This is a genomic window from Pseudomonas sp. OA65 (assembly GCF_017498305.1).
Classification (GTDB): domain Bacteria; phylum Pseudomonadota; class Gammaproteobacteria; order Pseudomonadales; family Pseudomonadaceae; genus Aquipseudomonas; species Aquipseudomonas zanjanensis.
Genome location: NZ_JAGDEZ010000010.1, coordinates 145,704 through 167,837, shown reverse-complemented (window position 1 = coordinate 167,837; position 22,134 = coordinate 145,704). Strand labels below are relative to the sequence as shown.

Genomic DNA, 22,134 nt, shown 5'->3' with positions numbered 1-22,134 from the left:
GAGGTGAATGATTGTCGCGGTCGGTTATCCAGTGGATCTATGCTCGATTCACTCTCAACCGACCAGAACAATGAGGTACAGCCATGCGTGAAGTGGTGATCGTCGACAGCGTACGGACCGGCCTGGCCAAGTCCTTTCGTGGCAAGTTCAACATGACCCGTCCGGATGACATGGCGGCCCATTGCGTCGATGCTTTGCTGGCGCGCAACGACATCAACCCGGCCAGCGTCGAGGATTGCATCGTCGGGGCCGGGTCCAATGAGGGCGCCCAGGGCTACAACATCGGGCGCAACGTGGCGGTGCTCTCGCGATTGGGCATCGGCACGGCCGGCATGACCCTCAATCGCTTCTGTTCCTCGGGCCTGCAAGCCATTGCCATCGCCGCCAACCAGATCGCTTCCGGTTGCAGCGACATCATTGTGGCAGGCGGTGTGGAATCCATCAGCCTGACGATGAAAAGCGTCAACACCGACAACCTGATCAACCCGCTGCTCAAGGAGCAGGTGCCCGGGATCTATTTCCCCATGGGCCAGACAGCGGAGATCGTTGCCCGTCGTTACCAGGTCAGCCGCGAGGAGCAGGACCGCTACGCCTTGCAGAGCCAGCAACGCACCGCCAAGGCCCAGGCGGCCGGGTTGTTCGATGATGAAATTGTTCCGATGGCGGTCAAGTACCGGGTCGAGGACAAGCAGACCGGTGCGGTGCAGATTCTTGAGGGCGTGGTCGATCGTGACGATTGCAACCGTCCGGACACCACCTATGAAAGCCTGGCGGGCCTGAAGCCGGTGTTCGCCGAAGACGGTTCGGTAACGGCGGGCAATTCGTCGCAGTTGTCCGACGGCGCCTCGATGACCTTGGTGATGAGCCTGGAAAAAGCCCTGGCGCTGGGGCTCAAGCCCAAGGCGTTTTTCCGTGGCTTCACCGTGGCCGGTTGCGAACCGGACGAGATGGGCATCGGCCCGGTATTTTCGGTGCCCAAGCTGCTCAAGGCCAAGGGCTTGCAGATCGCCGATATCGACCTGTGGGAACTCAACGAGGCGTTTGCTTCCCAGTGCCTGTACAGCCGCAACCGGCTGGAAATCGATCCGGAGAAATACAACGTCAACGGCGGCTCGATTTCCATCGGCCATCCGTTCGGCATGACCGGCTCGCGGCAAGTCGGGCATCTGGTGCGCGAGCTGCAACGGCGTAACCTGCGCTACGGCATCGTGACCATGTGCGTGGGCGGCGGTATGGGGGCTACGGGGTTGTTCGAGGCGGTGAGGTAACCGCAAAAAGTATGCTTGCACAGAGCTTTTGTGGCGAGGATCTATCTCTGTGGGAGCAAGGCTTGCCCGCGATGAAGTTGATGCGGTCTCTCAAACCGAGGTGTCTGCATCGCGAGCAAGCTTTGCTCCCACAGGGCCTTGCTCCCACAGATAAATCACTTGGCCACGGGAGTGCGGTGCAGCTGTGAGAGCTGCGCTAGCTGGCAACCTGGGTCAGTTGCAGCATCCGCTGAACATACGCCTCCACTTCCCGCAGCGCCTCTTCGCGACTGGCGAATGGCCCTTCCTGGGTGCCTTCCCGGGTACTGAAATAAAATTCGCCGTTGATGCGGCAAATCCGGTCACTGGGAAAGACCATCGCCGGGGCGAGGTCCTGGGCGCGTTTGCCAAGCATGGGGGGCTCCGAGAAAAGCAGCTGAATCAGGTTCAGTGAAGTTTAGGGCCTGGCATGAAGGGCTGCTTGGCCAGCCGATAGGCGGCCATGTGCCATGTCGGTATCCGGTTCAATTAATCCTCAACTGTTCCTGTGTCGTTGGGCGATAGACGCCTAGAATGCGTTCTTTGTCCTGGGCTTCGAGGGTTGCATGCACATATCGTCCGGTCGCTGGGTCTACGGCTTGTTTCTCGCCCTGTTGACGGCCCTGCTCTGGGGGATCCTGCCGATCAAGCTCAAGCAAGTGCTGCAAGTGATGGACCCGGTTACCGTGACCTGGTTTCGCTTGCTGGTATCCGGCGGTTTGCTGTTCATTTATTTGGCGGCGACCCGGCGCCTGCCCAGTCGCAAGGTTCTCGGCCCACGCGGCGGCTGGCTGGTGGTAATGGCGGTGCTCGGGCTGGTGGGCAACTACGTGTTGTACCTGATGGGCCTGAACCGCTTGAGCCCCGGCACCGCGCAATTGGTGGTGCAGATGGGGCCGATCATGCTGCTGGTCGCGAGCCTGTTTGTGTTCAAGGAGCGGTTCAGCGTGGGGCAGGGCATTGGCCTGCTGGTGCTGCTGATCGGCTTCACGCTGTTTTTCAACCAGCGCCTGGGCGAGTTGCTGACGTCCCTGAGCGACTATACCGCCGGGGTGTTGATGGTGTTGCTGGCATCGACGGTCTGGACGTTCTATGCCCTGGGCCAGAAGCAGTTGTTGACGGTGTGGAACTCGCTGCAAGTGATGATGGTGATCTACCTGTTCTGCGCGTTGCTGCTCATGCCTTGGGTGCATCCGTTGGAGGCGCTGCAATTGAGCCCGCTGCAAGGCTGGTTGTTGCTCGCGTGCTGCCTCAATACCTTGATTGCCTATGGCGCGTTTGCTGAAGCCCTGGCCCATTGGGAAGCGTCGCGGGTCAGCGCGACCCTGGCGATCACGCCGCTGGTGACCTTCGCCGCAGTGGCGATGGCGGCTTGGTGGTGGCCTGATTATGTCCATGCCGAGCAGATCAACCTGCTGGGCTATGGCGGGGCGGTGCTGGTGGTGTTGGGGTCGGCGCTGGTCGCCTTGGGCCCTTCGCTGATCGCCGGACTCAGGGCCCGGCGCGAGCGTTTGGCTGTCGGGCGTTAGCCCGCTGTGGGAGCGAGCCTGCTCGCGATGGCAACCTGACAGGCAATAGAAATGTCGAGCCTGCCGGCCCCATCGCGAGCAGGCTCGCTCCCACAATGGACCCTTAGCGGTTGCACTATCGCGGTTCACGCTGGCCCCTTGTGGGAGCAAGGCTTGCCCGCGATAGCGGACTGTCGATCAACGCCCAACTCAGCCCTGGCTACCCGCCTCCAACATATTCTCCGGCCTCACCCAGGCATCGAATTCTTCATCGGTCAGGTACCCCAGTTGCAGCGCCGCCTCGCGCAAGGTCAGTCCTTCGCCGTAGGCTTTCTTGGCGATTTCCGCTGACTTGTCGTAGCCGATGTGCGGGTTCAGCGCGGTCACCAGCATCAACCCACGTTCCAGGTGCGCGGCCATCTGCTCGGCGTCCGGTTCGAGACCAGCGATGCAGTGCTGCTGGAAGTTGCTGCAGCCGTCGGCCAGCAGACGAATCGATTGCAGCAGGTTGTGGATGATCACCGGCTTGAACACGTTCAACTGCAAATGCCCCTGGCTGGCGGCAAAACCAATGGTCACGTCGTTGCCCATGACCTGGCAGGCCAGCATCGACAAGGCTTCGCACTGGGTCGGGTTGACCTTGCCAGGCATGATGGAACTGCCCGGTTCGTTGGCTGGCAATTTCACCTCGGCGAAGCCGGCCCGGGGGCCTGAGCCCAGCAGACGCAGGTCGTTGGCGATTTTCATCAGGGTCACGGCGAGGGTCTTCAGCGCGCCGGACAACGAGGTCAGGGGTTCGTGGCCCGCCAGCGCGGCGAATTTGTTCGGTGCGGTGACGAATGGCAGGCCCGACAGCGCCGCCAGTTCAGCGGCAATCGCTTCGCCGAAACCATGGGGTGAATTGAGCCCGGTGCCCACCGCCGTGCCGCCCTGGGCCAGTTCGCAGACGGCCGGCAGCGCGGCGCGGATCGCCCGTTCGGCGTAATCGAGCTGGGCAATGAAGGCCGACAGTTCTTGGCCAAAGGTGATCGGCGTTGCATCCATCATGTGGGTGCGGCCGGTCTTGACCAGCTTCATGTGGCGCGCTGCCAGTTCCGCCAGGCCGCCGGACAGCTCGCTGATGGCCGGCAGCAATTGCTGATGGACGGCCTGGGCGGCAGCGATGTGCATGGCGGTGGGGAAGCAATCGTTGGAACTCTGCGAGCGGTTGACGTGGTCGTTGGGGTGCACCGGGCTCTTGCCGCCGCGGGGGTTGCCGGCCAGTTCGTTGGCGCGTCCGGCGATCACCTCGTTGACGTTCATGTTGCTCTGGGTGCCGCTGCCGGTCTGCCAGACCACCAACGGGAACTGGTCGTCGTGCTGGCCGGCGAGCACTTCGTCGGCGGCCTGTTCGATCAGGCGGGCGATGTCGGCGGGGAGGTCGCCATTGCGATCATTGACCCGCGCGGCGGCTTTCTTGATCAGTGCCAGGGCGTGCAGCACCGACAGCGGCATGCGTTCGTTGCCAATGGCGAAGTTGATCATGGAACGCTGCGTCTGGGCGCCCCAGTAGGCGTCGTCCGGGACTTCAACCTGGCCAAGGCTGTCGGTTTCGATACGGCTCATCGGGTCAAGCTCCTTAAAGGCTGAATGCGCAGTTTAGGCCCGGATGGGCGGCACCGGTTCCCTCAATCTAGGAGCAGTGGCGCCGGCCCGTCAATCGGACCCGACAAGCATCGGGGTTGAGGCCCGGCGTTTTTTAGGCGCAGAATGGTCGCCCTTGGGGTTTTACCTCGCCTGTAATCAAAGGAAACTCGATGACCCGTCTTCGCGCCATCTGTACCGCAGTTGCTCTGGTGTGTGCCAGCGGCCCTGTTTTCGCCGATACCGCCAGCCACAACGCCAGCGCCGAAGCGTTCCTGACCCTGGCGCACGCTGACAAACTGGGTACTCCGGTGTACATGCAAGTGCAGCAGATGTTTGCCCAGCGCTTTGAACAGACCAAGGCCCCTGAGTCGAAAAAAGCCACCCTGGAAACCTATCAGGCCAAGGCCAATGCCGCGCTGGACCAGGCCATCGGCTGGAACAAGCTCAAGCCCGACATGGTCAAGCTCTACACCAGCAACTTCAACGAGTCGGAGCTCAAGGACCTGGTGGCTTTCTACAAATCGCCATTGGGCAAGAAAGTCCTGGAAAAAATGCCACAGCTGACCCAGCAATCGGCCCAACTGACCCAGGCCAAGCTGGAAAGCGCGGTGCCGGTGGTCAACAAGCTGCTGGCCGACATGACGGCCGAGCTCGAGCCAAAAGCCGCTGCCCCTGCCAAGAAAAAGCCGTAAGCGGAGCCCGGTATGAGCATGCAACAACGCATCGAATCGACACTCGGACTCCTGCAGCCCGAGCACTTGCAAGTGCTGGATGAAAGCCACATGCACAGCCGTGGCCTGCAGACGCATTTCAAGGCCGTGGTGGTCAGCCAGCAGTTCGAAGGGCTCAATCGCGTCAAGCGTCACCAGAAGGTCTACGGCACGCTGGGCGAGCTGATGGGTGAGTTCCATGCGTTGGCGCTGCACACCTACACACCTGAGGAGTGGGCGCAGATCGACGCCGCTCCGGCTTCGCCGACCTGTGCCGGTGGCAGCAAGCACTGACTGGGCTGCTGTGATGGCAAGCCTTGAGTCCGTGGGAGCAAAGCTTGCTCGCGATGCAGACACCTCGATTTCTGCGAGACCGCATCAACTTCATCGCGGGCAAGCCTTGCTCCCACAGGGCTTTGCTCCCACAAGGTGATCCTCACAGACTGTTGCCCACAGCGATCGCTGTCTGCATCCCTCCTGTTTTTGTTAGAATCCGCAACGCGCCGCTCACCCGGCGCGTTTTTTTTCGCATCCGGTTCACCCTTTACGAGGGTAGCCACCTGGAGAAACACCCATGACACAACCCATTGTCGTGGCGGCACTGTATAAGTTCGTCACCCTGGAAGATTACGTCGAGCTGCGTGAGCCACTGCTCAAGGCCATGCTCGACAACGGCATCAAAGGCACGCTGCTGATCGCCGAAGAAGGCATCAACGGCACCGTCTCCGGCACCCGCGAAGGCATCGATGGCCTGCTGGCCTGGCTCAAGAACGATCCGCGCATGATCGACATCGACCATAAAGAGTCGTACTGCGACGAGCAGCCGTTCTACCGCACCAAGGTCAAGCTCAAGAAAGAAATCGTCACCCTTGGCGTCGAAGGCGTGGACCCGAACAAGCAGGTCGGCACCTACGTCGAACCGCAGGACTGGAACGCGCTGATCAGCGATCCGGAAGTGTTGTTGATCGACACCCGCAACGACTACGAAGTGTCCATCGGCACCTTCGAAGGCGCCATCGACCCCAAGACCACCAGCTTTCGCGAGTTCCCCGAGTACATCAAGGCCAACTTCGACCCGGCCAGGCACAAGAAAGTCGCGATGTTCTGCACCGGCGGCATTCGTTGTGAAAAAGCCTCCAGCTACATGCTTGGCCAAGGCTTCGACGAGGTCTATCACCTCAAGGGTGGCATCCTGAAATACCTCGAAGAGGTGCCTCAGGAAGAAACCAAGTGGCGCGGCGACTGCTTTGTGTTCGATAACCGCGTGACCGTTCGCCACGACCTCAGCGAAGGGGACTACGATCAATGTCACGCTTGTCGTACCCCGGTGAGCGTCGAAGACCGCGCTTCGGAGCACTATGTGCCTGGCATCAGTTGCCCGCATTGCTGGGACAAGTTGAGCGAGAAAACCCGTCGCAGCGCCATCGACCGACAGAAGCAGATCGAGTTGGCCAAGGCGCGCAACATGCCGCACCCGATCGGCTACAACTACAAGCAGACATCTTCCGAGGCTTGAACCATGGCGTCACGCCTGCTCTATGTGATGGACCCGATGTGTTCCTGGTGCTGGGGCTTTGCGCCGGTGGCCGAGGCATTGGTCGAGCAGGCGCACGCCGCCGGTGTGGAACTGCATTTGGTGGTGGGCGGTTTGCGCACCGGCAGCGGTTCGGCACTGGAGCCGAATACCCGGCGCTACATTCTTGAGCACTGGCAGGCCGTGACTCAGGCCACTGGCCAGCCCTTCAAGCTTGAGGGCGCGCTGCCGGACGGTTTTGTCTACGACACCGAGCCAGCCTGCCGGGCATTGGTGACGGCCCGCAGCCTGGCCCCGGACCTGGCCTGGAAACTGGTGAAGCTGATCCAGCAGGCCTTTTATGTGCAAGGTCGCGACGTCACCCACGCCAGCGTCCTGGTGGAGCTGGCCGAACAGGCCGGATTGCCACGTATCGAATTCGCTGCGGCTTTTGACCGCGCCGACCAACACGCGGCCACCGCAGCGGATTTCACCTGGGTACAGGACCTGGGCATCGCCGGGTTCCCCACGCTCTTGGCCGAGCGCGACGGCCAACTGGCCTTGCTGACCAACGGTTATCAACCCCTGAGCCAGTTGTCGCCGTTGCTGGGCCGCTGGCTGGAGCGCGCGACCTGTGCCTGAGCGGCCGCCAGCACCCTCGGCGGCGCAGCGCATCGACCGGTTGAGCTGGGCGGAAATCCGTCGCTTGGCCCTCACGCATAAAAAAGCCCTGTGGATCGCCAACGGCGTGGCCGTGCTGGCGACGCTGTGCAGCGTGCCGATTCCGTTGCTGTTGCCGCTGCTGGTGGATGAGGTCCTGTTGGGCCATGGCGATGCGGCCCTGAACGTCATGAACCATGCCTTGCCAACGGCGTGGCAGAGTGCTGCCGGCTATATCGGGCTGATGTTGCTGGCGACCCTGACCCTGCGCTGCGGCGCCCTGCTGTTCAATGTGGTGCAGGCGCGCTTGTTCGCCAGGCTGGCCAAGGACCTTGTCTACCGCATTCGCATCCGCTTGATCGAACGTCTCAAGCGAATCTCCCTGGGCGAGTACGAAAGCCTGGGCAGCGGCACCGTGGCGGCCCACTTGGTCACGGACCTGGACACCCTTGACAAATTCATCGGCGAAACCCTTAGCCGTTTCCTGGTGGCGATGCTGACCCTGGTGGGCACCGCCGGGATCCTGGTGTGGATGCACTGGGAGCTGGCGCTGCTGATCCTGTTGTTCAACCCGCTGGTGATCTACGCCACGGTGCAGTTGGGCAAGCGGGTCAAGCACCTCAAGAAACTGGAGAACGACAGCACTTCACGTTTCACCCAGGCCTTGACCGAAACCCTGGATGCCATCCAGGAAGTGCGCGCCGGCAACCGCCAGGGTTATTTCCTTGGGCGATTGGGGATGCGCGCCAAGGAAGTCCGTGATTACGCTGTGAACTCGCAGTGGAAAACCGACGCCTCGAACCGCGCCAGCGGTCTGCTGTTCCAGTTCGGCATCGATATTTTTCGCGCAGCGGCCATGCTCACCGTGGTGTTTTCCGACCTGTCCATCGGCCAGATGCTGGCAGTGTTCAGCTACCTCTGGTTCATGATCGGTCCGGTCGAGCAGTTGTTGAACTTGCAGTACGCCTTTTACGCCGCGGGCGGCGCCTTGAACCGCATCAATGAACTGCTGGCCCGGGCCGACGAGCCGCAGTACGCCGGCGGCGTCGATCCGTTCAAGGGCCGTGACACCGTGGGTATCGAGATCCAAGGGTTGAGTTTCGGTTACGGCGAGGAGTTGGTGCTCGACCAATTGAACCTGTCCATCTCGCCGGGCGAGAAAGTTGCCATCGTCGGCGCCAGTGGCGGCGGCAAGAGCACCTTGGTGCAGTTGCTACTCGGGCTGTACACGCCGCAGTCGGGCAGCATTCGTTTCGGCGGCGCCACGCAGCAGGAGATTGGCCTGGAAACCATCCGCGAGAATGTCGCTGTGGTGCTGCAACATCCGGCACTGTTCAACGACACGGTGCGGGCCAACCTCGCCATGGGTCGTGAGTGCAGCGACGACGACTGCTGGCGGGCGCTGGAAATCGCCCAACTCGACGCCACGGTGCGGGCGCTTCCCCAGGGCCTGGAAAGCGTAGTCGGGCGTTCCGGGGTGCGGTTGTCGGGCGGACAGCGCCAACGACTGGCCATTGCCCGCATGGTATTGGCCAATCCTCGGGTGGTGATTCTCGACGAAGCGACCTCGGCCCTGGACGCGGCCACCGAGTACAACCTGCACCAGGCCCTGGCGCGTTTTTTGAGTGCGCGTACCACGTTGATCATTGCCCACCGGCTCTCGGCGGTAAAACAGGCCGATCGGGTCCTGGTGTTCGACGGTGGGCAGATCGCCGAAGACGGCGACCATTTGCAGTTGATTGCCGAAGGCGGCCTCTACGCTCGGCTTTACGGTCATTTGCAACAAATACAGCAGCCTTGAGTTTCCAGCGGTTTTCTGCGCTTAGTATCGGAAAAAAAGCAGGCAAACCCGCCGTTCTTCCCAAATTTCACGCAAAGTCTGTCGATCCGTTCATCCATTCATTCGATGGGTCGAAAACTAGCCTAGGCTATTGAGTCAGGAGTGGAATTCTGGCGGGTGTTCGTCCGCAATACCTGTGCAAGGGATCTCATGAAGCAAAAGCAGACTCTCGGAACACCACGGCTGCTGGGCATCGTCTGGCCCTTCATCGCCGTTGTGCTATTTCAGGCATTGCTCGGCGGCGTCAGCCTTTATGTATTGTCCGCAGTTCGCGGCTATGTAGCGGGAGAAAGCCTCTGGTCCAAGGGCCAGAAAGACGCCATCTATTACCTCAATCTCTACGCCGACAGCCGTGACGAGGCGATTTTCCGCAAATTTCAGCAAGCCATCGCCGTTCCCGAGGGCGGTCACGAACTGCGGGTGGCGCTGGACCGCAAACCGCCGGACCTGGACGCAGCACGGGTCGGCATCCTCAAGGGCGGCAATCACCCGGACGACGTGTCCAGCCTGATCTGGCTTTATCTGAATTTCCGTCATTTCAGTTACCTAGAAGAAGCCATTGATCTCTGGACGGTGGGCGACGGCTATCTGATCGAACTGAATAACGTCGCCCGGCAGATGCATGGCAGCATTGCCGCGGGCCAGGCGTCGGAGGCGGATATCCGCGGCTGGAAGGCCCAGATCTTTGCGATCAACGATTCCGTGACGCCGGCCGCCAAGGCGTTCAGCGACGCACTGGGCGAGGGCTCGCGTTTCATCCTGCGGCTTTTGCTCGTGACCAATTTCGCCACCGCCCTGGGGTTGATCGTCCTGGCGCTGTTGCGTACCCATAAACTGCTAGCCCAGCGGCAGGTGTTCGCCAATGCGTTGCAGATGGAGAAAGAACGAGCGCAGATCACCCTGCAATCCATTGGCGATGGGGTGATCACCACCGACGTGGAAGGGGCCATCGCCTACATGAACCCCGCCGCCGAAGCGATGACCCATTGGAAGGCGGAACACGCCACGGGCCTGCCCTTGGCCGCGCTGTTCAATCTGCTCGATGACAACGCCCAGACCGAAGGGCTGACCTTGATCGAGCACATCCTCAGCGGTCGGCTCAGCGGCGCCAGCGAACATTCGAAACTGATCCAGCGCCTGGATGGCAGCACCGTCTCGGTCACCCTGGTGGGCGCGCCGATCCGTCATGCAGGCAAAGTCAGCGGCGCCGTGCTGGTGCTGCATGACATGACCCAGGAGCGGCAATACATCGCCAACCTGTCGTGGCAGGCCACCCATGACGCCCTGACCGGCTTGGCCAACCGCCGGGAATTCGAGTATCGCCTCGAGCAGGCCTTGCACAACCTCACTCGCCAGATCGGGCGCCATGCCTTGATGTTTCTCGACCTGGACCAGTTCAAGCTGGTCAACGACACCTGTGGCCACGCGGCGGGTGACGAATTGTTGCGGCATATCTGTGCGTTGCTGCAATCAGGGCTGCGGGAAAACGACACCCTGGCGCGGTTGGGCGGCGATGAGTTCGGGATCCTGCTGGAGAACTGTTCGCCGGAGGCGGCGGAGAAGATTGCCGAAGGGCTGCGCCAGACCGTGCAGAACCTGCATTTTGTCTGGAAGGGCCGGCCGTTCGTGACCACCGTGAGCATTGGCCTGGTGCACATCGCCCAGACCCCGACGACCCTGGAGGCATCCCTGCGGGCCGCCGACATGGCCTGCTATATGGCCAAGGAAAAGGGGCGCAACCGGGTCCAGGTCTATCATGCCGACGATTCGGAGTTGTCCCTGCGCTTTGGCGAGATGGCCTGGGTCCAACGCCTGCACATGGCACTGGAGGAAAACCGTTTTTGCCTGTACGCCCAGGAAATCGCCGCGCTGGGCCCGGGCGATCATGGTGGCGGACACATTGAAATCCTGCTGCGCCTGCATGACGAAGCCGGGCGGATGATCCTGCCGGACAGCTTCATCCCCGCGGCGGAACGTTATGGGCTGATGACGTCCCTGGACCGTTGGGTGGTGGAGAACGTCTTCAAGATCATCCGCCGGTGCCTGAATGAATCGCGACAGGGGCCCATGGCGATGTGTGCGATTAATCTGTCAGGCACAACTATCGGAGATCAGGCGTTCCTCGACTTCCTGCGTAAACAGTTCGCGGCCTACTCGATTCCGCCGGAAATGATTTGTTTTGAAATTACAGAAACCAGCGCTATTTCGAATCTCGGTAGTGCGATCCGTTTTATCAATGAACTCAAGAGCTTGGGATGTTATTTCTCGCTGGATGACTTTTGCGCCGGAATGTCTTCATTCGCTTACCTGAAACATTTACCTGTAGACTTCTTGAAGATCGACGGGAGTTTCGTAAAGGATATGCTGGACGACCCGATTAACCGTGCAATGGTCGAAGTGATCAATCACATCGGTCACGTCATGGGTAAGCGCACGATTGCCGAGTTTGTAGAAACCGCCCAGATCGAGCAGGCATTGCTGGAGATTGGGGTGGACTACGCTCAGGGGTATGTGATCGAACGCCCGCAATTGTTTACCTGCGACACGTTGCAATGTCGGCCGGCCCGGCCCCAGCCGTTGTTATTCAAGGCCCCCGGCACGTTCCGCTGAAACGCTTGTTGATCCGACAAAATCACAATCAAAAGGAGCCCGACAGTGATCGACACATTCAACCGAACAGGCCCGCTCATGGACGCCACAAGCTATCCGAAATGGGCACAGCAGCTCATTACCGATTGCAGCGAGAGCAAGCGCCGGGTTGTCGAACACGAACTGTATCAGCGCATGCGCGACAACAAGCTCAGCGCCAAGACCATGCGCCACTACCTCATTGGTGGTTGGCCGGTCGTTGAACAGTTCGCTTTATACATGGCACAGAACCTCACCAAGACCCGCTTTGCCCGCCATCCTGGCGAGGACATGGCGCGTCGCTGGCTGATGCGCAACATTCGTGTCGAACTCAACCATGCCGACTACTGGGTCAATTGGAGCGCCGCCCATGGCGTGACCCTGGAAGACTTACAGGCCCAGCAGGTACCGCCTGAGCTTCATGCCTTGAGTCACTGGTGCTGGCACACCAGTTCCTCGGATGCGTTGATCGTGGCCATCGCCGCGACCAACTATGCCATCGAGGGCGCCACGGGAGAGTGGTCGGCGCTGGTGTGTTCCAATGGTGTCTATGCGGCCGCCTTCCCCGAGGAAGACCGCAAGCGGGCCATGAAATGGCTGAAGATGCATGCCCAGTACGACGATGCCCATCCTTGGGAAGCCTTGGAAATCATCTGCACGCTGGCGGGGATGAACCCGAGCAAGGCCCTGCAAACGGAGCTGCGCCAGGCCGTGTGCAAGAGCTATGACTACATGTATCTGTTCCTGGAGCGTTGCATGCAGCTGGAACAGGCGGAGCCTGCCAGCAGGGCGTCATCCACTCGTGAGCGCCTGGCACTGGCCGGTAGCTGATAACTACCGCTACAGATAGCCACACCCATGTGGGAGCGAGCCTGCTCGCGAAGCGGTCTGACAGTCGACGGGGAGGTTGACTGCCAGGCCGCTATCGCGAGCAGGCTCGCTCCCACAGTTGTTTTTGGGTGAATGCTGGCTTGTGGTCGCTGCAAAACCTTGTGGGAGCGGGCTTGCTCGCGAAGACTTCGGTGCGTTCAACATATTCATTAGGCTGATCCACCGCTTTCGCGAGCAAGCCCGCTCCCACAGATATTTCGATATTCTTTGCTGCCGATACTTGTCAGCCAGCCATCGCCAGTCGGTTGCGACCCTCGCGCTTGGCCACGTACAGCGCGCTGTCGGCCCTGCGCAGCAGGCTTTCCGAGGATTCCCCCGGTAACAGGGTGGCGCACCCCAGGCTGACCGTCAGCTCGATCCTGGTGCCTGCGGAGAAGTAATCCTGGGTCTGGGCGGCATAACGCAACCGTTCGCCAACCATGGCCGCCGCGTCCCGGCTGGTATTGGCCAGCAGGATCAAAAATTCTTCACCGCCGAACCTGAACACCATGTCCACGTTGCGCAGTTGCCCCTTGATCGACTCGGCCACGGCCTTGAGCACTTCGTCGCCCACGCCGTGACCATGGCTGTCGTTGATGCGCTTGAAATGATCGATATCGAGCATCAGCACCGACAAGGGCTGCGAATGACGCTTGGCCATGTCGATTTCCCGCATCAATGTCTGGTCCATGGCGATGCGGTTGCCGGTACCGGTCAGCGGATCACGCAGGGCGCTTTGGGTGGCGGCGCGGTAGAGCAGGGCGTTGCGCAGCGGGTACAGCAGCGTCGACATGATGGATTCGAGATCGCTCTGTTCCGCCTCGGTGAAACGTTGGTTGCGACGAAATACCAATTCACCCAGGTGTTCGCCTTCATGGCTGAGGTTGTAGCTGAGGGTGTGATGCCCACGTTGCCCGAACTCCAGGCGCAGGTCGCTGGCTTTGTGCTGATAGGCCAACGCATCCAGTGGCACCAGTCGCTGAATTTCGCGGAAAAACAGGCCCAGGATGCGCTGTGGCTCCAGGCTGGTCTGCAGTTGCTGGCTCAGTTGTTGACGCAATTGCGACAGACTGACAGAGCGTGCCGCCAGCGGCGATGTCTGGGCCAGGCCCAGGCGCTGCAACTTGGCGCTATCGAAGTCGATCGCGTTGATCTGGGTGGGCGTTTTCATATGGCATTAGCCCCTAAGCTAAATCTGTCCCGCAGGTTGGGTGTGGCGGCTTTGGGCTGCGCGTCGTACTGGTCCATCAGTCCCGTAGGACAACTGATTTGAGTCTAGTCCGCTTTCCATGGCCGGCATAAGTCTCGTCTCAACGTCCATTACCTGCCGAACATGGCATGTTTGAAGAGGTTAGAGCGAAAGTCGTGCCATTCGGTTCATTTCAGTAAAAACCGATTAGGAATCAATGGATTGAAAACAGCTCGCGGTAGGCTGAGGCGACGTGGGCTTGGCGGTTCGCCTGGTTTGGCATCGACCGGTGCCGGTATCGCGACGGTAAATCGTCGCGATACCGGCAGAATCATTATTGCGCGTTGAACGCCTGGCCGTTGACGCCGGTGCTGTCCGGGCCCATGAGGTACAGGTAGACCGGCATGATTTCTTCGGGCGTTGGATTATTGAGCGGGTTTTCTCCCGGATAGGCCTGGGCACGCATGCTGGTGCGGGTGGCGCCGGGGTTGATGCTGTTGGCGCGCACCGCGGCGACGGTATCGACTTCGTCGGCCAGGGTCTGCATCAGCCCCTCGGTGGCGAACTTGGACACACCATAGGCGCCCCAGTAGGCCCGGCCCTTGCGGCCGACGCTGCTGGACGTAAACACCACCGACGCGTCCTTGGACAATTTGAGCAAGGGCAGCAAGGTACTGGTGAGCATGAACATCGCGTTGACGTTGACGTGCATCACCCGCATGAAGTTCTCGCCGGACAACTGTTCCAGGGGCGTGCGTGGACCGATGATCGAGGCGTTGTGCAGCAGGCCGTCCAAATGCCCGAACTCGGTTTCGATCATTGCCGCCAGTTCATCGTATTGATGCGGCAGGGCGGTTTCGAGGTTGAACGGGATCACCGCTGGCTGCGGATGACCGGCCGCTTCGATTTCATCGTAGACCTGGGTCAGGTTGGCTTCGGTCTTGCCCAGCAACAGGACGGTGGCACCGTGGGCGGCGTAGGCTTTCGCCGCAGCGGCACCGATTCCACGACCGGCGCCGGTGACCAGGATCACCCGGCCATTGAGCAGGTCGGGGCGGGCGGAATAATCAAACATAAAAAAACCTCAACAAAATCAATTTGTCGGCAGAAGCTGTTGTGGCGAGGGGAGTAATCCTCGCGATACGGGAGCAGGCTGTGGGAGCAAAGCTTGCTCGCGAAGCAGGCGACTCGATTCTGAAAGACCCCATCGCCTTCATCGCGGGCAAGCCTTGCTCCCACAATCCAGCACCTCGCGCAACGCCGAGGGGTGATCGATCACCACATCCGCGCCCCAGTGCTTGGGGTTGTCGTCCGGGTGAATGTAGCCGTAGGTCACCGCGCAGGTCTTGGTGCCGGCGCTGCGACCGGACTCGATGTCCCGCAGGTCATCGCCCACGAACAGCACGCTGGCCGGGTCCAGGTCGAGCATCTTGCACGCCAGGGTCAAGGGTTCCGGGTCTGGCTTGCTGTTTTTCACGTGGTCAGGGCAGATCAACACTTTCGAGCGCTCGGCCAGGCCCAGTTGCTGCATGATCGGTTCGGCGAAACGCACCGGCTTGTTGGTCACAACGCCCCAGATCAGGTTGGCCGCTTCGATATCAGCCAGCACCTCGGCCATGCCGTCGAACAGGTGGCTGTGGACCGCGCACCCCTTGAGGTAGCGGTCGAGGAATTCCTGGCGCAGTTCCTCGAACCCCGGTGATTCCGGGTCCATGGAAAAGGTCACCGCGACCATCGCCCGGGCGCCGCCGGAAATCTCGTCGCGTATGTGCTGGGTGTTCATCGGTGGCAAGCCACGGTCGGCGCGCATGGCCTGGCAGATGGCGATGAAGTCTGGCGCGGTGTCGAGCAGCGTGCCGTCCATGTCGAAGAGAACCGCTTTGAGACGCATCGACTTATTCCTCGCGCAAGGTCTGGATCATGTAGTTGACGTCAACGTCGGCGGCCAGCTTGTAGTGCTTGGTCAGCGGGTTGTAGGTCAGGCCGATGATGTCCTTGACCGTCAGCCCGGCCGCGCGGCTCCAGGCGCCCAGCTCGGAAGGGCGGATGAATTTCTTGAAGTCGTGGGTGCCCCGTGGCAACAACTTCATGATGTATTCGGCACCGATGATGGCGAACAGGTAGGCCTTCGGGTTGCGGTTGATGGTGGAGAAGAACACTTGCCCACCCGGTTTGACCATGCGGAAGCAGGCGCGGATGACCGAGGACGGGTCCGGCACGTGCTCGAGCATTTCCAGGCAGGTGACCACGTCGAATTGGCCGGGCATTTCTTCGGCCAGGGCTTCGGCGGTGATCTGCAGGTATTCCACGCTGACACCCGATTCCAACTGATGCAGTTGCGCCACTGCCAGCGGCGCTTCGCCCATGTCGATGCCCATCACCGTCGCGCCGCGCTGGGCCATGGCTTCGCTGAGGATGCCGCCGCCGCAGCCGACGTCGAGGACTTTCTTGCCGGCCAGGTTGACCCGTTCGTCAATCCAGTTGACCCGCAGCGGGTTGATGTCGTGCAGCGGTTTGAATTCGCTTTCACGGTCCCACCAGCGATGGGCCAGGGCTTCGAATTTGGCGATTTCGGCGTGGTCGACGTTGCTCATTGCAGATCCTCGAAAAGCTTGAAAAATCAGGTGCCCCGAGCCGTGGCTCCAGGGGTGTGGTCATTCGTTGTGGCCGCTGATGCGGCGACCCCAGGCCTGGGCCGTGGCGGTCAGTGTCGGTTCGTCCATGCGGGTCAGCCGGCCATCCTCCAATAACGGCTTGCCGCCTACCCACAGGTGTTTGACGCAATCGCGACCGGTGGCATAGATCAACTGCGACACCGGGTCGTAGATCGGTTGCTGGGCCAGGCCCGACAAATCGAAAGCCACCAGGTCGGCGGCCTTGCCGACTTCCAGCGAGCCGACGGTCGTTTCGATGCCCAGCGCCCGGGCGCCGTTGAGCGTGGCCATGCGCAGCGCCCGATGGGCGTCCAGGGCCGTGGCCGAACCGGCGACGGCCTTGGCCAGCAGGGCGGCGGTGCGGGTTTCGCCGAGCAGGTCAAGGTCGTTGTTGCTCGCCGCGCCGTCGGTGCCAAGGGCGACATTGACGCCGGCCTGCCACAGGCGTTCCACCGGACAGAAACCGCTGGCCAGCTTCAGGTTCGACTCCGGGCAATGAATCACGCTGCAATTGCTTTCTACCAGCAAGGCCTGGTCTTCGTCGCTGATTTGAGTCATGTGCACGGCTTGGAAGCGTGGCCCCAGCAGGCCCAGGCGCCCGAGGCGAGCCATCGGCCGCTCACCGGTGTTATCCACAGCCTGCTGCACTTCGAAGGCGGTTTCGTGAACATGCATATGAATGGCCGCGTCCAGTTCCTCGGCGATCACGCGGATTTTCTCCAGGTTCTCGTCGCCTACCGTGTAGGGCGCGTGCGGGCCGAATGCGACTTTGATCCGTGGGTGGTGCTTGAGGTCGCCAAATAATTCGATGCCCTGACGAATGGCTTCGTCGGCGCTGGCGGCACCGGGGATCGGGAAATCGAGGATCGGAATGGCGATCTGCGCGCGGATCCCGCTGTCGTGAACGCACTCGCTGGCAATCTTGGGGTAGAAATACATGTCGGAGAAGCAGGTGATGCCGCCCTTGATCTGTTCGGCGATCGCCAGGTCGGTGCCGTCGCGCACGAAATCTTCATCGACCCATTTGGCCTCGGCCGGCCAGATGTGCTGTTCCAGCCAGGTCATCAAGGGCAGGTCATCGGCCAAGCCGCGAAACAGGGTCATGGCCGCGTGGCCGTGAGCGTTGATCAGGCCTGGGCTCAGCAGCATGCCCGGCAGTTCACGGACCTCGGTGGCGTCGCACTTCAAGGCTTCTGCCCGTGGGCCGATGAACACAATGCAACCGTCGCGGATGCCCAGGCCATGCTCCTTGAGCACTACACCGGCGGGCTCGACAGGCACCAACCAGGTCGGCAGCAATAATAAGTCGAGCGCAACGGCAGGCTTGGGCATCGTGGAACGGTTCCATGGGGTATAAAGGATGGCGAAGTATACCCGAGCGTCTTCGCGGAGGGATCGCTATAATCGGCGGCTTTTGTTCATGAGTACGGGGTGAAGGATGCGCGATCGACTATTGGCTGCGGAGAAGGTGAAGGCCATCGATTGGCGCGATGGCGTCCTGTACCTGCTGGACCAGCGTAGCTTGCCGTTCGAGGAAAACTGGATCGCCTGCACCCGTGTCGCCGACGTGGCCGAGGCCATTGGCTCAATGGTCGTGCGCGGCGCGCCGGTCATCGGCATCAGCGCGGCGTATGGCGTTGTGCTGGCGGCGCGGGCCAGGATGGCCGAGGGCGGCGATTGGCAAGCGGCGCTGGAGGCTGATTTTGCCTTGCTGACCGAGGCCCGGCCGACGGCGGCGAACCTGTTCTGGGCGCTGGATCGGATGCGTGATCGGCTGGGGCGCTTGAAAGAGCAGGCCGAGCCGCTGGCGGTGCTCGAGGCCGAAGCCATCGCCATCCACGAGAGCGACCGCGAAGCCAACCTGACCATGGCCCAGCTCGGCGTCGACCTGATCCGCAAACACCAGGGCAACGCCCAGGCCATCCTCACCCACTGCAACACTGGCGCCCTGGCCACCGGCGGTTTCGGCACGGCCTTGGGGGTCATCCGGGGTGCCTATATCGAAGGCATGGTGGAGCGCGTCTATGCCGACGAAACCCGGCCGTGGCTGCAAGGCTCGCGCCTGACGGCGTGGGAACTGGCTCGTGAGGGCATTCCGGTGACCCTCAACGCCGACTCGGCCGCTGCCCACATCATGAAGACAAAAGGTGTGACCTGGGTGATCGTCGGTGCCGATTGCATCGCCGCCAATGGCGACGTGGCGAACAAAATCGGCACTTATCAGCTGGCGGTCTGTGCCATGCACCATGGCGTGCGCTTCATGGTCGTGGCGCCGAGCTCGACCATCGACATGGGCCTGGCCAGCGGTGATGACATCCCGGTGGAAGAGCGCGACGGGTGCGAACTGCTGGAAATCGACGGCAAGGGGCTCGGCGCGGAGGTAGGCGCTTTCAACCCGGTCTTCGATGTCACCCCGGCGGATTTGATCGATGTGATTGTGACCGAGAAAGGCATCATCGAGCGCCCGGACACCGCCAAGCTGGCGCAGTTGATGTGTCGCAAGCGGTTGCACTGAAGACTTTTGGTGTCTGTTCCATCGCCATCGCGAGCAGGCTCGCTCCCACAGTGGATAGTGAGTGTGTCTGAAGTTTCAGGCATAAGAGACCCTTGTGGGAGCGAGCCTGCTCGCGATGAGGCCCTTAAAGGCAACAAATTCCTTGCATTTGCCCCCTGAATCTCCAGCCGCAGCGCTTCTAAGCCCCTCTGATCCCATATCAGCCTGTCACCGGTCAACTAACTACGCACCATGCGCATCTGGGGGATAGGTGCGTGGCGGCTCTTGTGATAACATCCGGCGGTTTCCAAGGCTGCCTCGCGAGGTGGCCTTTACTGCGCAGATCCATGGCATAACTCGTTGATTTGTCGTAAGTCGCTGCACGGCATTTGTTCTGCAGCGGCGAGCTTCGTTCGTCCCATCTGGATGTGACGAGGTTTCACCAGAAAAAGGAATCAGGCTTCTCATGGGCGAACTGGCCAAAGAAATCCTCCCGGTCAATATCGAAGACGAGCTGAAACAGTCCTACCTCGACTACGCAATGAGCGTAATCGTCGGGCGGGCGCTGCCGGATGCGCGCGATGGCTTGAAGCCCGTGCACCGGCGCGTGCTGTTCGCGATGAGCGAGCTGGGCAACGACTTCAACAAGCCGTACAAGAAATCCGCCCGTGTCGTCGGCGACGTGATCGGTAAGTATCACCCCCACGGCGACACTGCCGTGTACGACACCATCGTTCGTATGGCGCAGCCATTCTCCCTGCGCTACCTGCTGGTAGACGGCCAGGGCAACTTCGGTTCCGTGGACGGCGACAACGCTGCGGCCATGCGATACACCGAAGTGCGCATGACCAAGCTGGCCCACGAACTGCTGGCCGACCTGCACAAGGAAACCGTGGACTGGGTGCCGAACTACGACGGCACCGAAATGATCCCGGCGGTCATGCCGACCCGTATCCCGAACCTGCTCGTCAACGGCTCCAGCGGTATTGCCGTGGGCATGGCGACCAATATCCCGCCGCACAACCTCGGTGAAGTCATCGACGGTTGCCTGGCCCTCATCGACAATCCCGAGCTGACCGTCGATGAGCTGATGCAATACATCCCCGGTCCGGACTTCCCTACCGCCGCGATCATCAACGGTCGCGCCGGCATCATCGAAGCCTACCGCACCGGCCGTGGCCGCATTTACATGCGCGCCCGCTCGACCGTCGAAGACATCGACAAGGTCGGCGGCCGCCAGCAGATCGTTATCACCGAACTGCCGTACCAGCTGAACAAGGCTCGCCTGATCGAGAAGATCGCCGAGCTGGTGAAAGAGAAGAAGCTCGAAGGCATCACCGAGCTGCGTGACGAGTCCGACAAGGACGGCATGCGCGTCGTGATCGAGCTGCGCCGTGGCGAAGTGCCTGAGGTGATCCTCAATAACCTCTACGCCCAGACCCAACTGCAAAGCGTGTTCGGCATCAACATCGTTGCGCTGATCGACGGCCGTCCGCGGATCCTGAACCTCAAGGACCTGCTGGAAGCCTTCGTCCGTCACCGTCGCGAAGTGGTCACCCGCCGTACCGTATTCGAACTGCGCAAGGCGCGCGAGCGGGGCCATATTCTTGAAGGCCAAGCCGTTGCCCTGTCGAACATCGACCCGGTGATCGCCTTGATCAAGGCCTCGCCAACGCCGTCGGAAGCCAAGGAAGCGCTGGTCAGCACGCCTTGGGAGTCCTCTGCGGTGGTCGCCATGGTCGAGCGCGCCGGTGCCGATTCCTGCCGTCCGGAGAACCTCGACCCGCAATACGGCCTGCGCGAAGGCAAGTACTTCCTGTCCCCGGAACAGGCGCAAGCCATCCTGGAACTGCGCCTGCACCGCCTGACCGGCCTGGAGCACGAGAAGCTGCTGGCCGAGTATCAGGAAATCCTCAACCAGATCGGCGAGCTGATCCGCATCCTCAACAGCGCCACGCGCCTGATGGAAGTGATCCGCGAAGAACTGGAAGTGATCCGCGCCGAATACGGCGACGTGCGCCGCACCGAGATCCTCGATGCACGCCTGGACCTGACCCTGGGTGACATGATCCCGGAAGAAGAGCGCGTGGTGACCATTTCCCACGGCGGCTACGCCAAGACCCAGCCGCTGGCCGCCTACCAGGCCCAGCGTCGCGGCGGCAAAGGCAAGTCGGCGACCGGCGTCAAGGACGAGGACTACATTGCTCACCTGCTGGTCGCCAACAGCCACACCACGCTGCTGCTGTTCTCCAGCAAAGGCAAGGTGTACTGGCTCAAGACCTACGAGATCCCGGAAGCGTCCCGTGCCGCTCGCGGCCGTCCGCTGGTCAACCTCTTGCCGCTGGACGATGGTGAATACATCACCACCATGCTGCCGGTGGAGGAATACACCGAAGGTCACTACATCTTCATGGCGACCGCCAACGGCACCGTGAAGAAAACTCCGCTGGAATCCTTCAGTCGCCAGCGCAGCGTCGGCCTGATCGCCCTGGAGCTGGACGAAGGCGACGTGCTGATTTCCGCCGCCATCACCGACGGCGAGCGTGAGGTCATGCTGTTCTCCGACGGCGGCAAGGTTACCCGCTTCAAGGAATCCGACGTCCGCGCCATGGGCCGCACCGCCCGCGGTGTCCGTGGTATGCGCCTGCCGGAAGGGCAGAAGCTTATTTCCATGCTGATCCCTGAAGAAGGCAGCCAGATCCTCACCGCTTCGGCCCGTGGTTATGGCAAGCGCACGGCCATCAGCGAGTTCCCCGAGTACAAGCGTGGCGGCCAGGGCGTGATCGCCATGGTCAGCAACGACCGTAACGGTCGTCTGGTCGGTGCGGTCCAGGTGCTCGATGGCGAGGAGATCATGTTGATCTCCGACCAGGGCACCCTGGTGCGCACGCGAGTCGCCGAAGTGTCGAGCCTGGGCCGTAACACCCAGGGCGTGACGCTGATCAAGCTGGCCAGCGATGAAACGCTGGTCGGGCTCGAGCGGGTCCAGGAACCGTCGGAAGTCGAAGGCGAGGAGCTGGAAGGCGCGGAGCTGGAAGGTGAAGGTGGCGTGGCGTTCGACGGCACCCTTGGCGCCGATGTCGACGACGCTGTCGGCGACCAACCGCTCGACGCTGCCGCAGACGAAGAAGAACCGCAGGACTAAGCGGACACGCA

The 22,134-nt window shown here is 61.4% G+C and carries 18 protein-coding genes; 11 read left to right on the top strand and 7 right to left on the bottom strand.

The window, feature by feature from the left end; translation table 11 throughout:
- Positions 1 to 83: 83 nt before the first annotated feature.
- On the top strand, positions 84 to 1,268 hold the full coding sequence (locus J3361_RS11460) for a thiolase family protein (RefSeq protein ID WP_207964675.1): 1,185 nt from the start codon (positions 84 to 86) through the stop codon (positions 1,266 to 1,268).
- Positions 1,269 to 1,464: 196 nt separating this feature from the next.
- Here the strand turns inward: J3361_RS11460 and J3361_RS11455 are convergent, their stop codons facing one another.
- On the bottom strand, positions 1,465 to 1,662 hold the full coding sequence (locus tag J3361_RS11455; protein WP_207964673.1) for a DUF6316 family protein: 198 nt from the start codon (positions 1,660 to 1,662) through the stop codon (positions 1,465 to 1,467).
- A gap of 190 nt (positions 1,663 to 1,852) precedes the next feature.
- Between J3361_RS11455 and J3361_RS11450 the strand changes: the two genes are divergently transcribed.
- Complete coding sequence (locus J3361_RS11450; protein WP_207964671.1) at positions 1,853 to 2,815, top strand: DMT family transporter; 963 nt, start codon at positions 1,853 to 1,855, stop codon at positions 2,813 to 2,815.
- A 189-nt stretch (positions 2,816 to 3,004) separates the two neighbouring features.
- Here the strand turns inward: J3361_RS11450 and J3361_RS11445 are convergent, their stop codons facing one another.
- The gene (locus J3361_RS11445) at positions 3,005 to 4,399 is read right to left on the bottom strand and encodes a class II fumarate hydratase (protein WP_109751384.1); all 1,395 of its coding nucleotides are present in this window, start codon (positions 4,397 to 4,399) and stop codon (positions 3,005 to 3,007) included.
- Between the two features lie 191 nt (positions 4,400 to 4,590).
- Between J3361_RS11445 and J3361_RS11440 the strand changes: the two genes are divergently transcribed.
- From J3361_RS11440 to J3361_RS11410, 7 genes are all read left to right on the top strand, one after another.
- Positions 4,591 to 5,112: a DUF2059 domain-containing protein gene (locus J3361_RS11440; protein WP_207964669.1), complete on the top strand. Its 522-nt coding sequence runs from the start codon at positions 4,591 to 4,593 to the stop codon at positions 5,110 to 5,112.
- A 12-nt stretch (positions 5,113 to 5,124) separates the two neighbouring features.
- Positions 5,125 to 5,424 (top strand): BolA family protein, encoded by a 300-nt coding sequence (locus J3361_RS11435; RefSeq protein ID WP_014337210.1) that lies wholly within the window; start codon positions 5,125 to 5,127, stop codon positions 5,422 to 5,424.
- 280 nt (positions 5,425 to 5,704) lie between these two features.
- A complete protein-coding gene (locus J3361_RS11430; protein ID WP_207964667.1) occupies positions 5,705 to 6,646 on the top strand; it encodes a rhodanese-related sulfurtransferase in 942 nt (313 codons plus the stop codon).
- 36 nt (positions 6,647 to 6,682) lie between these two features.
- A complete protein-coding gene (locus J3361_RS11425) occupies positions 6,683 to 7,285 on the top strand; it encodes a DsbA family protein (protein WP_207964717.1) in 603 nt (200 codons plus the stop codon).
- Positions 7,278 to 9,104, top strand: coding sequence for an ABC transporter ATP-binding protein (locus J3361_RS11420; RefSeq protein WP_207964665.1), 1,827 nt, complete (start codon positions 7,278 to 7,280; stop codon positions 9,102 to 9,104). The genes J3361_RS11425 and J3361_RS11420 overlap by 8 nt, the downstream gene beginning before the upstream one ends.
- Positions 9,105 to 9,293: 189 nt before the next feature.
- On the top strand, positions 9,294 to 11,753 hold the full coding sequence (locus J3361_RS11415; protein WP_207964663.1) for an EAL domain-containing protein: 2,460 nt from the start codon (positions 9,294 to 9,296) through the stop codon (positions 11,751 to 11,753).
- A 45-nt stretch (positions 11,754 to 11,798) separates the two neighbouring features.
- Positions 11,799 to 12,602: an iron-containing redox enzyme family protein gene (locus J3361_RS11410; protein ID WP_207964661.1), complete on the top strand. Its 804-nt coding sequence runs from the start codon at positions 11,799 to 11,801 to the stop codon at positions 12,600 to 12,602.
- A 283-nt stretch (positions 12,603 to 12,885) separates the two neighbouring features.
- Here J3361_RS11410 and J3361_RS11405 read toward each other — a convergent pair whose 3' ends face one another.
- The 5 genes from J3361_RS11405 to J3361_RS11385 all read right to left on the bottom strand — a co-directional run bounded on the left by J3361_RS11405 (position 12,886) and on the right by J3361_RS11385 (position 17,816).
- Positions 12,886 to 13,812 carry a GGDEF domain-containing protein gene (locus J3361_RS11405; protein WP_207964660.1) on the bottom strand — a complete coding sequence of 309 codons (927 nt, stop codon included), beginning with the start codon at positions 13,810 to 13,812 and terminating at the stop codon, positions 12,886 to 12,888.
- Positions 13,813 to 14,164: 352 nt separating this feature from the next.
- Positions 14,165 to 14,905, bottom strand: a complete 741-nt coding sequence (locus tag J3361_RS11400) for a YciK family oxidoreductase (RefSeq protein WP_014337217.1) — start codon at positions 14,903 to 14,905, stop codon at positions 14,165 to 14,167.
- A 138-nt stretch (positions 14,906 to 15,043) separates the two neighbouring features.
- Positions 15,044 to 15,721 (bottom strand): N-acetylmuramic acid 6-phosphate phosphatase MupP, encoded by a 678-nt coding sequence (gene mupP / locus J3361_RS11395; protein WP_207964658.1) that lies wholly within the window; start codon positions 15,719 to 15,721, stop codon positions 15,044 to 15,046.
- A gap of 4 nt (positions 15,722 to 15,725) precedes the next feature.
- Positions 15,726 to 16,424, bottom strand: coding sequence for a bifunctional 2-polyprenyl-6-hydroxyphenol methylase/3-demethylubiquinol 3-O-methyltransferase UbiG (ubiG, locus tag J3361_RS11390; protein ID WP_207964656.1), 699 nt, complete (start codon positions 16,422 to 16,424; stop codon positions 15,726 to 15,728).
- Positions 16,425 to 16,484: 60 nt separating this feature from the next.
- Entirely contained in the window at positions 16,485 to 17,816 is a 1,332-nt protein-coding gene (locus tag J3361_RS11385) for a TRZ/ATZ family hydrolase (protein WP_207964654.1), read from the bottom strand.
- A gap of 106 nt (positions 17,817 to 17,922) precedes the next feature.
- Here J3361_RS11385 and mtnA point away from each other — a divergent pair, with 106 nt between their 5' ends.
- On the top strand, positions 17,923 to 18,999 hold the full coding sequence (mtnA, locus tag J3361_RS11380; protein ID WP_207964652.1) for an S-methyl-5-thioribose-1-phosphate isomerase: 1,077 nt from the start codon (positions 17,923 to 17,925) through the stop codon (positions 18,997 to 18,999).
- A 445-nt stretch (positions 19,000 to 19,444) separates the two neighbouring features.
- Positions 19,445 to 22,123 carry a DNA gyrase subunit A gene (gene gyrA / locus J3361_RS11375; protein ID WP_207964650.1) on the top strand — a complete coding sequence of 893 codons (2,679 nt, stop codon included), beginning with the start codon at positions 19,445 to 19,447 and terminating at the stop codon, positions 22,121 to 22,123.
- The last annotated feature ends 11 nt before the right edge of the window (positions 22,124 to 22,134 follow it).

Bases quoted from the DNA above. Each gene is read 5' to 3' on its own strand.
- J3361_RS11460 (WP_207964675.1), top strand. From the start codon at position 84: ATGCGTGAAGTGGTGATCGTCGACAGCGTACGGACCGGCCTGGCCAAG.
- J3361_RS11455 (WP_207964673.1), bottom strand. From the start codon at position 1,662: ATGCTTGGCAAACGCGCCCAGGACCTCGCCCCGGCGATGGTCTTTCCC.
- J3361_RS11450 (WP_207964671.1), top strand. From the start codon at position 1,853: ATGCACATATCGTCCGGTCGCTGGGTCTACGGCTTGTTTCTCGCCCTG.
- J3361_RS11445 (WP_109751384.1), bottom strand. From the start codon at position 4,399: ATGAGCCGTATCGAAACCGACAGCCTTGGCCAGGTTGAAGTCCCGGAC.
- J3361_RS11440 (WP_207964669.1), top strand. From the start codon at position 4,591: ATGACCCGTCTTCGCGCCATCTGTACCGCAGTTGCTCTGGTGTGTGCC.
- J3361_RS11435 (WP_014337210.1), top strand. From the start codon at position 5,125: ATGAGCATGCAACAACGCATCGAATCGACACTCGGACTCCTGCAGCCC.
- J3361_RS11430 (WP_207964667.1), top strand. From the start codon at position 5,705: ATGACACAACCCATTGTCGTGGCGGCACTGTATAAGTTCGTCACCCTG.
- J3361_RS11425 (WP_207964717.1), top strand. From the start codon at position 6,683: ATGTGTTCCTGGTGCTGGGGCTTTGCGCCGGTGGCCGAGGCATTGGTC.
- J3361_RS11415 (WP_207964663.1), top strand. From the start codon at position 9,294: ATGAAGCAAAAGCAGACTCTCGGAACACCACGGCTGCTGGGCATCGTC.
- J3361_RS11405 (WP_207964660.1), bottom strand. From the start codon at position 13,812: ATGAAAACGCCCACCCAGATCAACGCGATCGACTTCGATAGCGCCAAG.
- J3361_RS11400 (WP_014337217.1), bottom strand. From the start codon at position 14,905: ATGTTTGATTATTCCGCCCGCCCCGACCTGCTCAATGGCCGGGTGATC.
- mupP (WP_207964658.1), bottom strand. From the start codon at position 15,721: ATGCGTCTCAAAGCGGTTCTCTTCGACATGGACGGCACGCTGCTCGAC.
- ubiG (WP_207964656.1), bottom strand. From the start codon at position 16,424: ATGAGCAACGTCGACCACGCCGAAATCGCCAAATTCGAAGCCCTGGCC.
- J3361_RS11385 (WP_207964654.1), bottom strand. From the start codon at position 17,816: ATGCCCAAGCCTGCCGTTGCGCTCGACTTATTATTGCTGCCGACCTGG.
- mtnA (WP_207964652.1), top strand. From the start codon at position 17,923: ATGCGCGATCGACTATTGGCTGCGGAGAAGGTGAAGGCCATCGATTGG.
- gyrA (WP_207964650.1), top strand. From the start codon at position 19,445: ATGGGCGAACTGGCCAAAGAAATCCTCCCGGTCAATATCGAAGACGAG.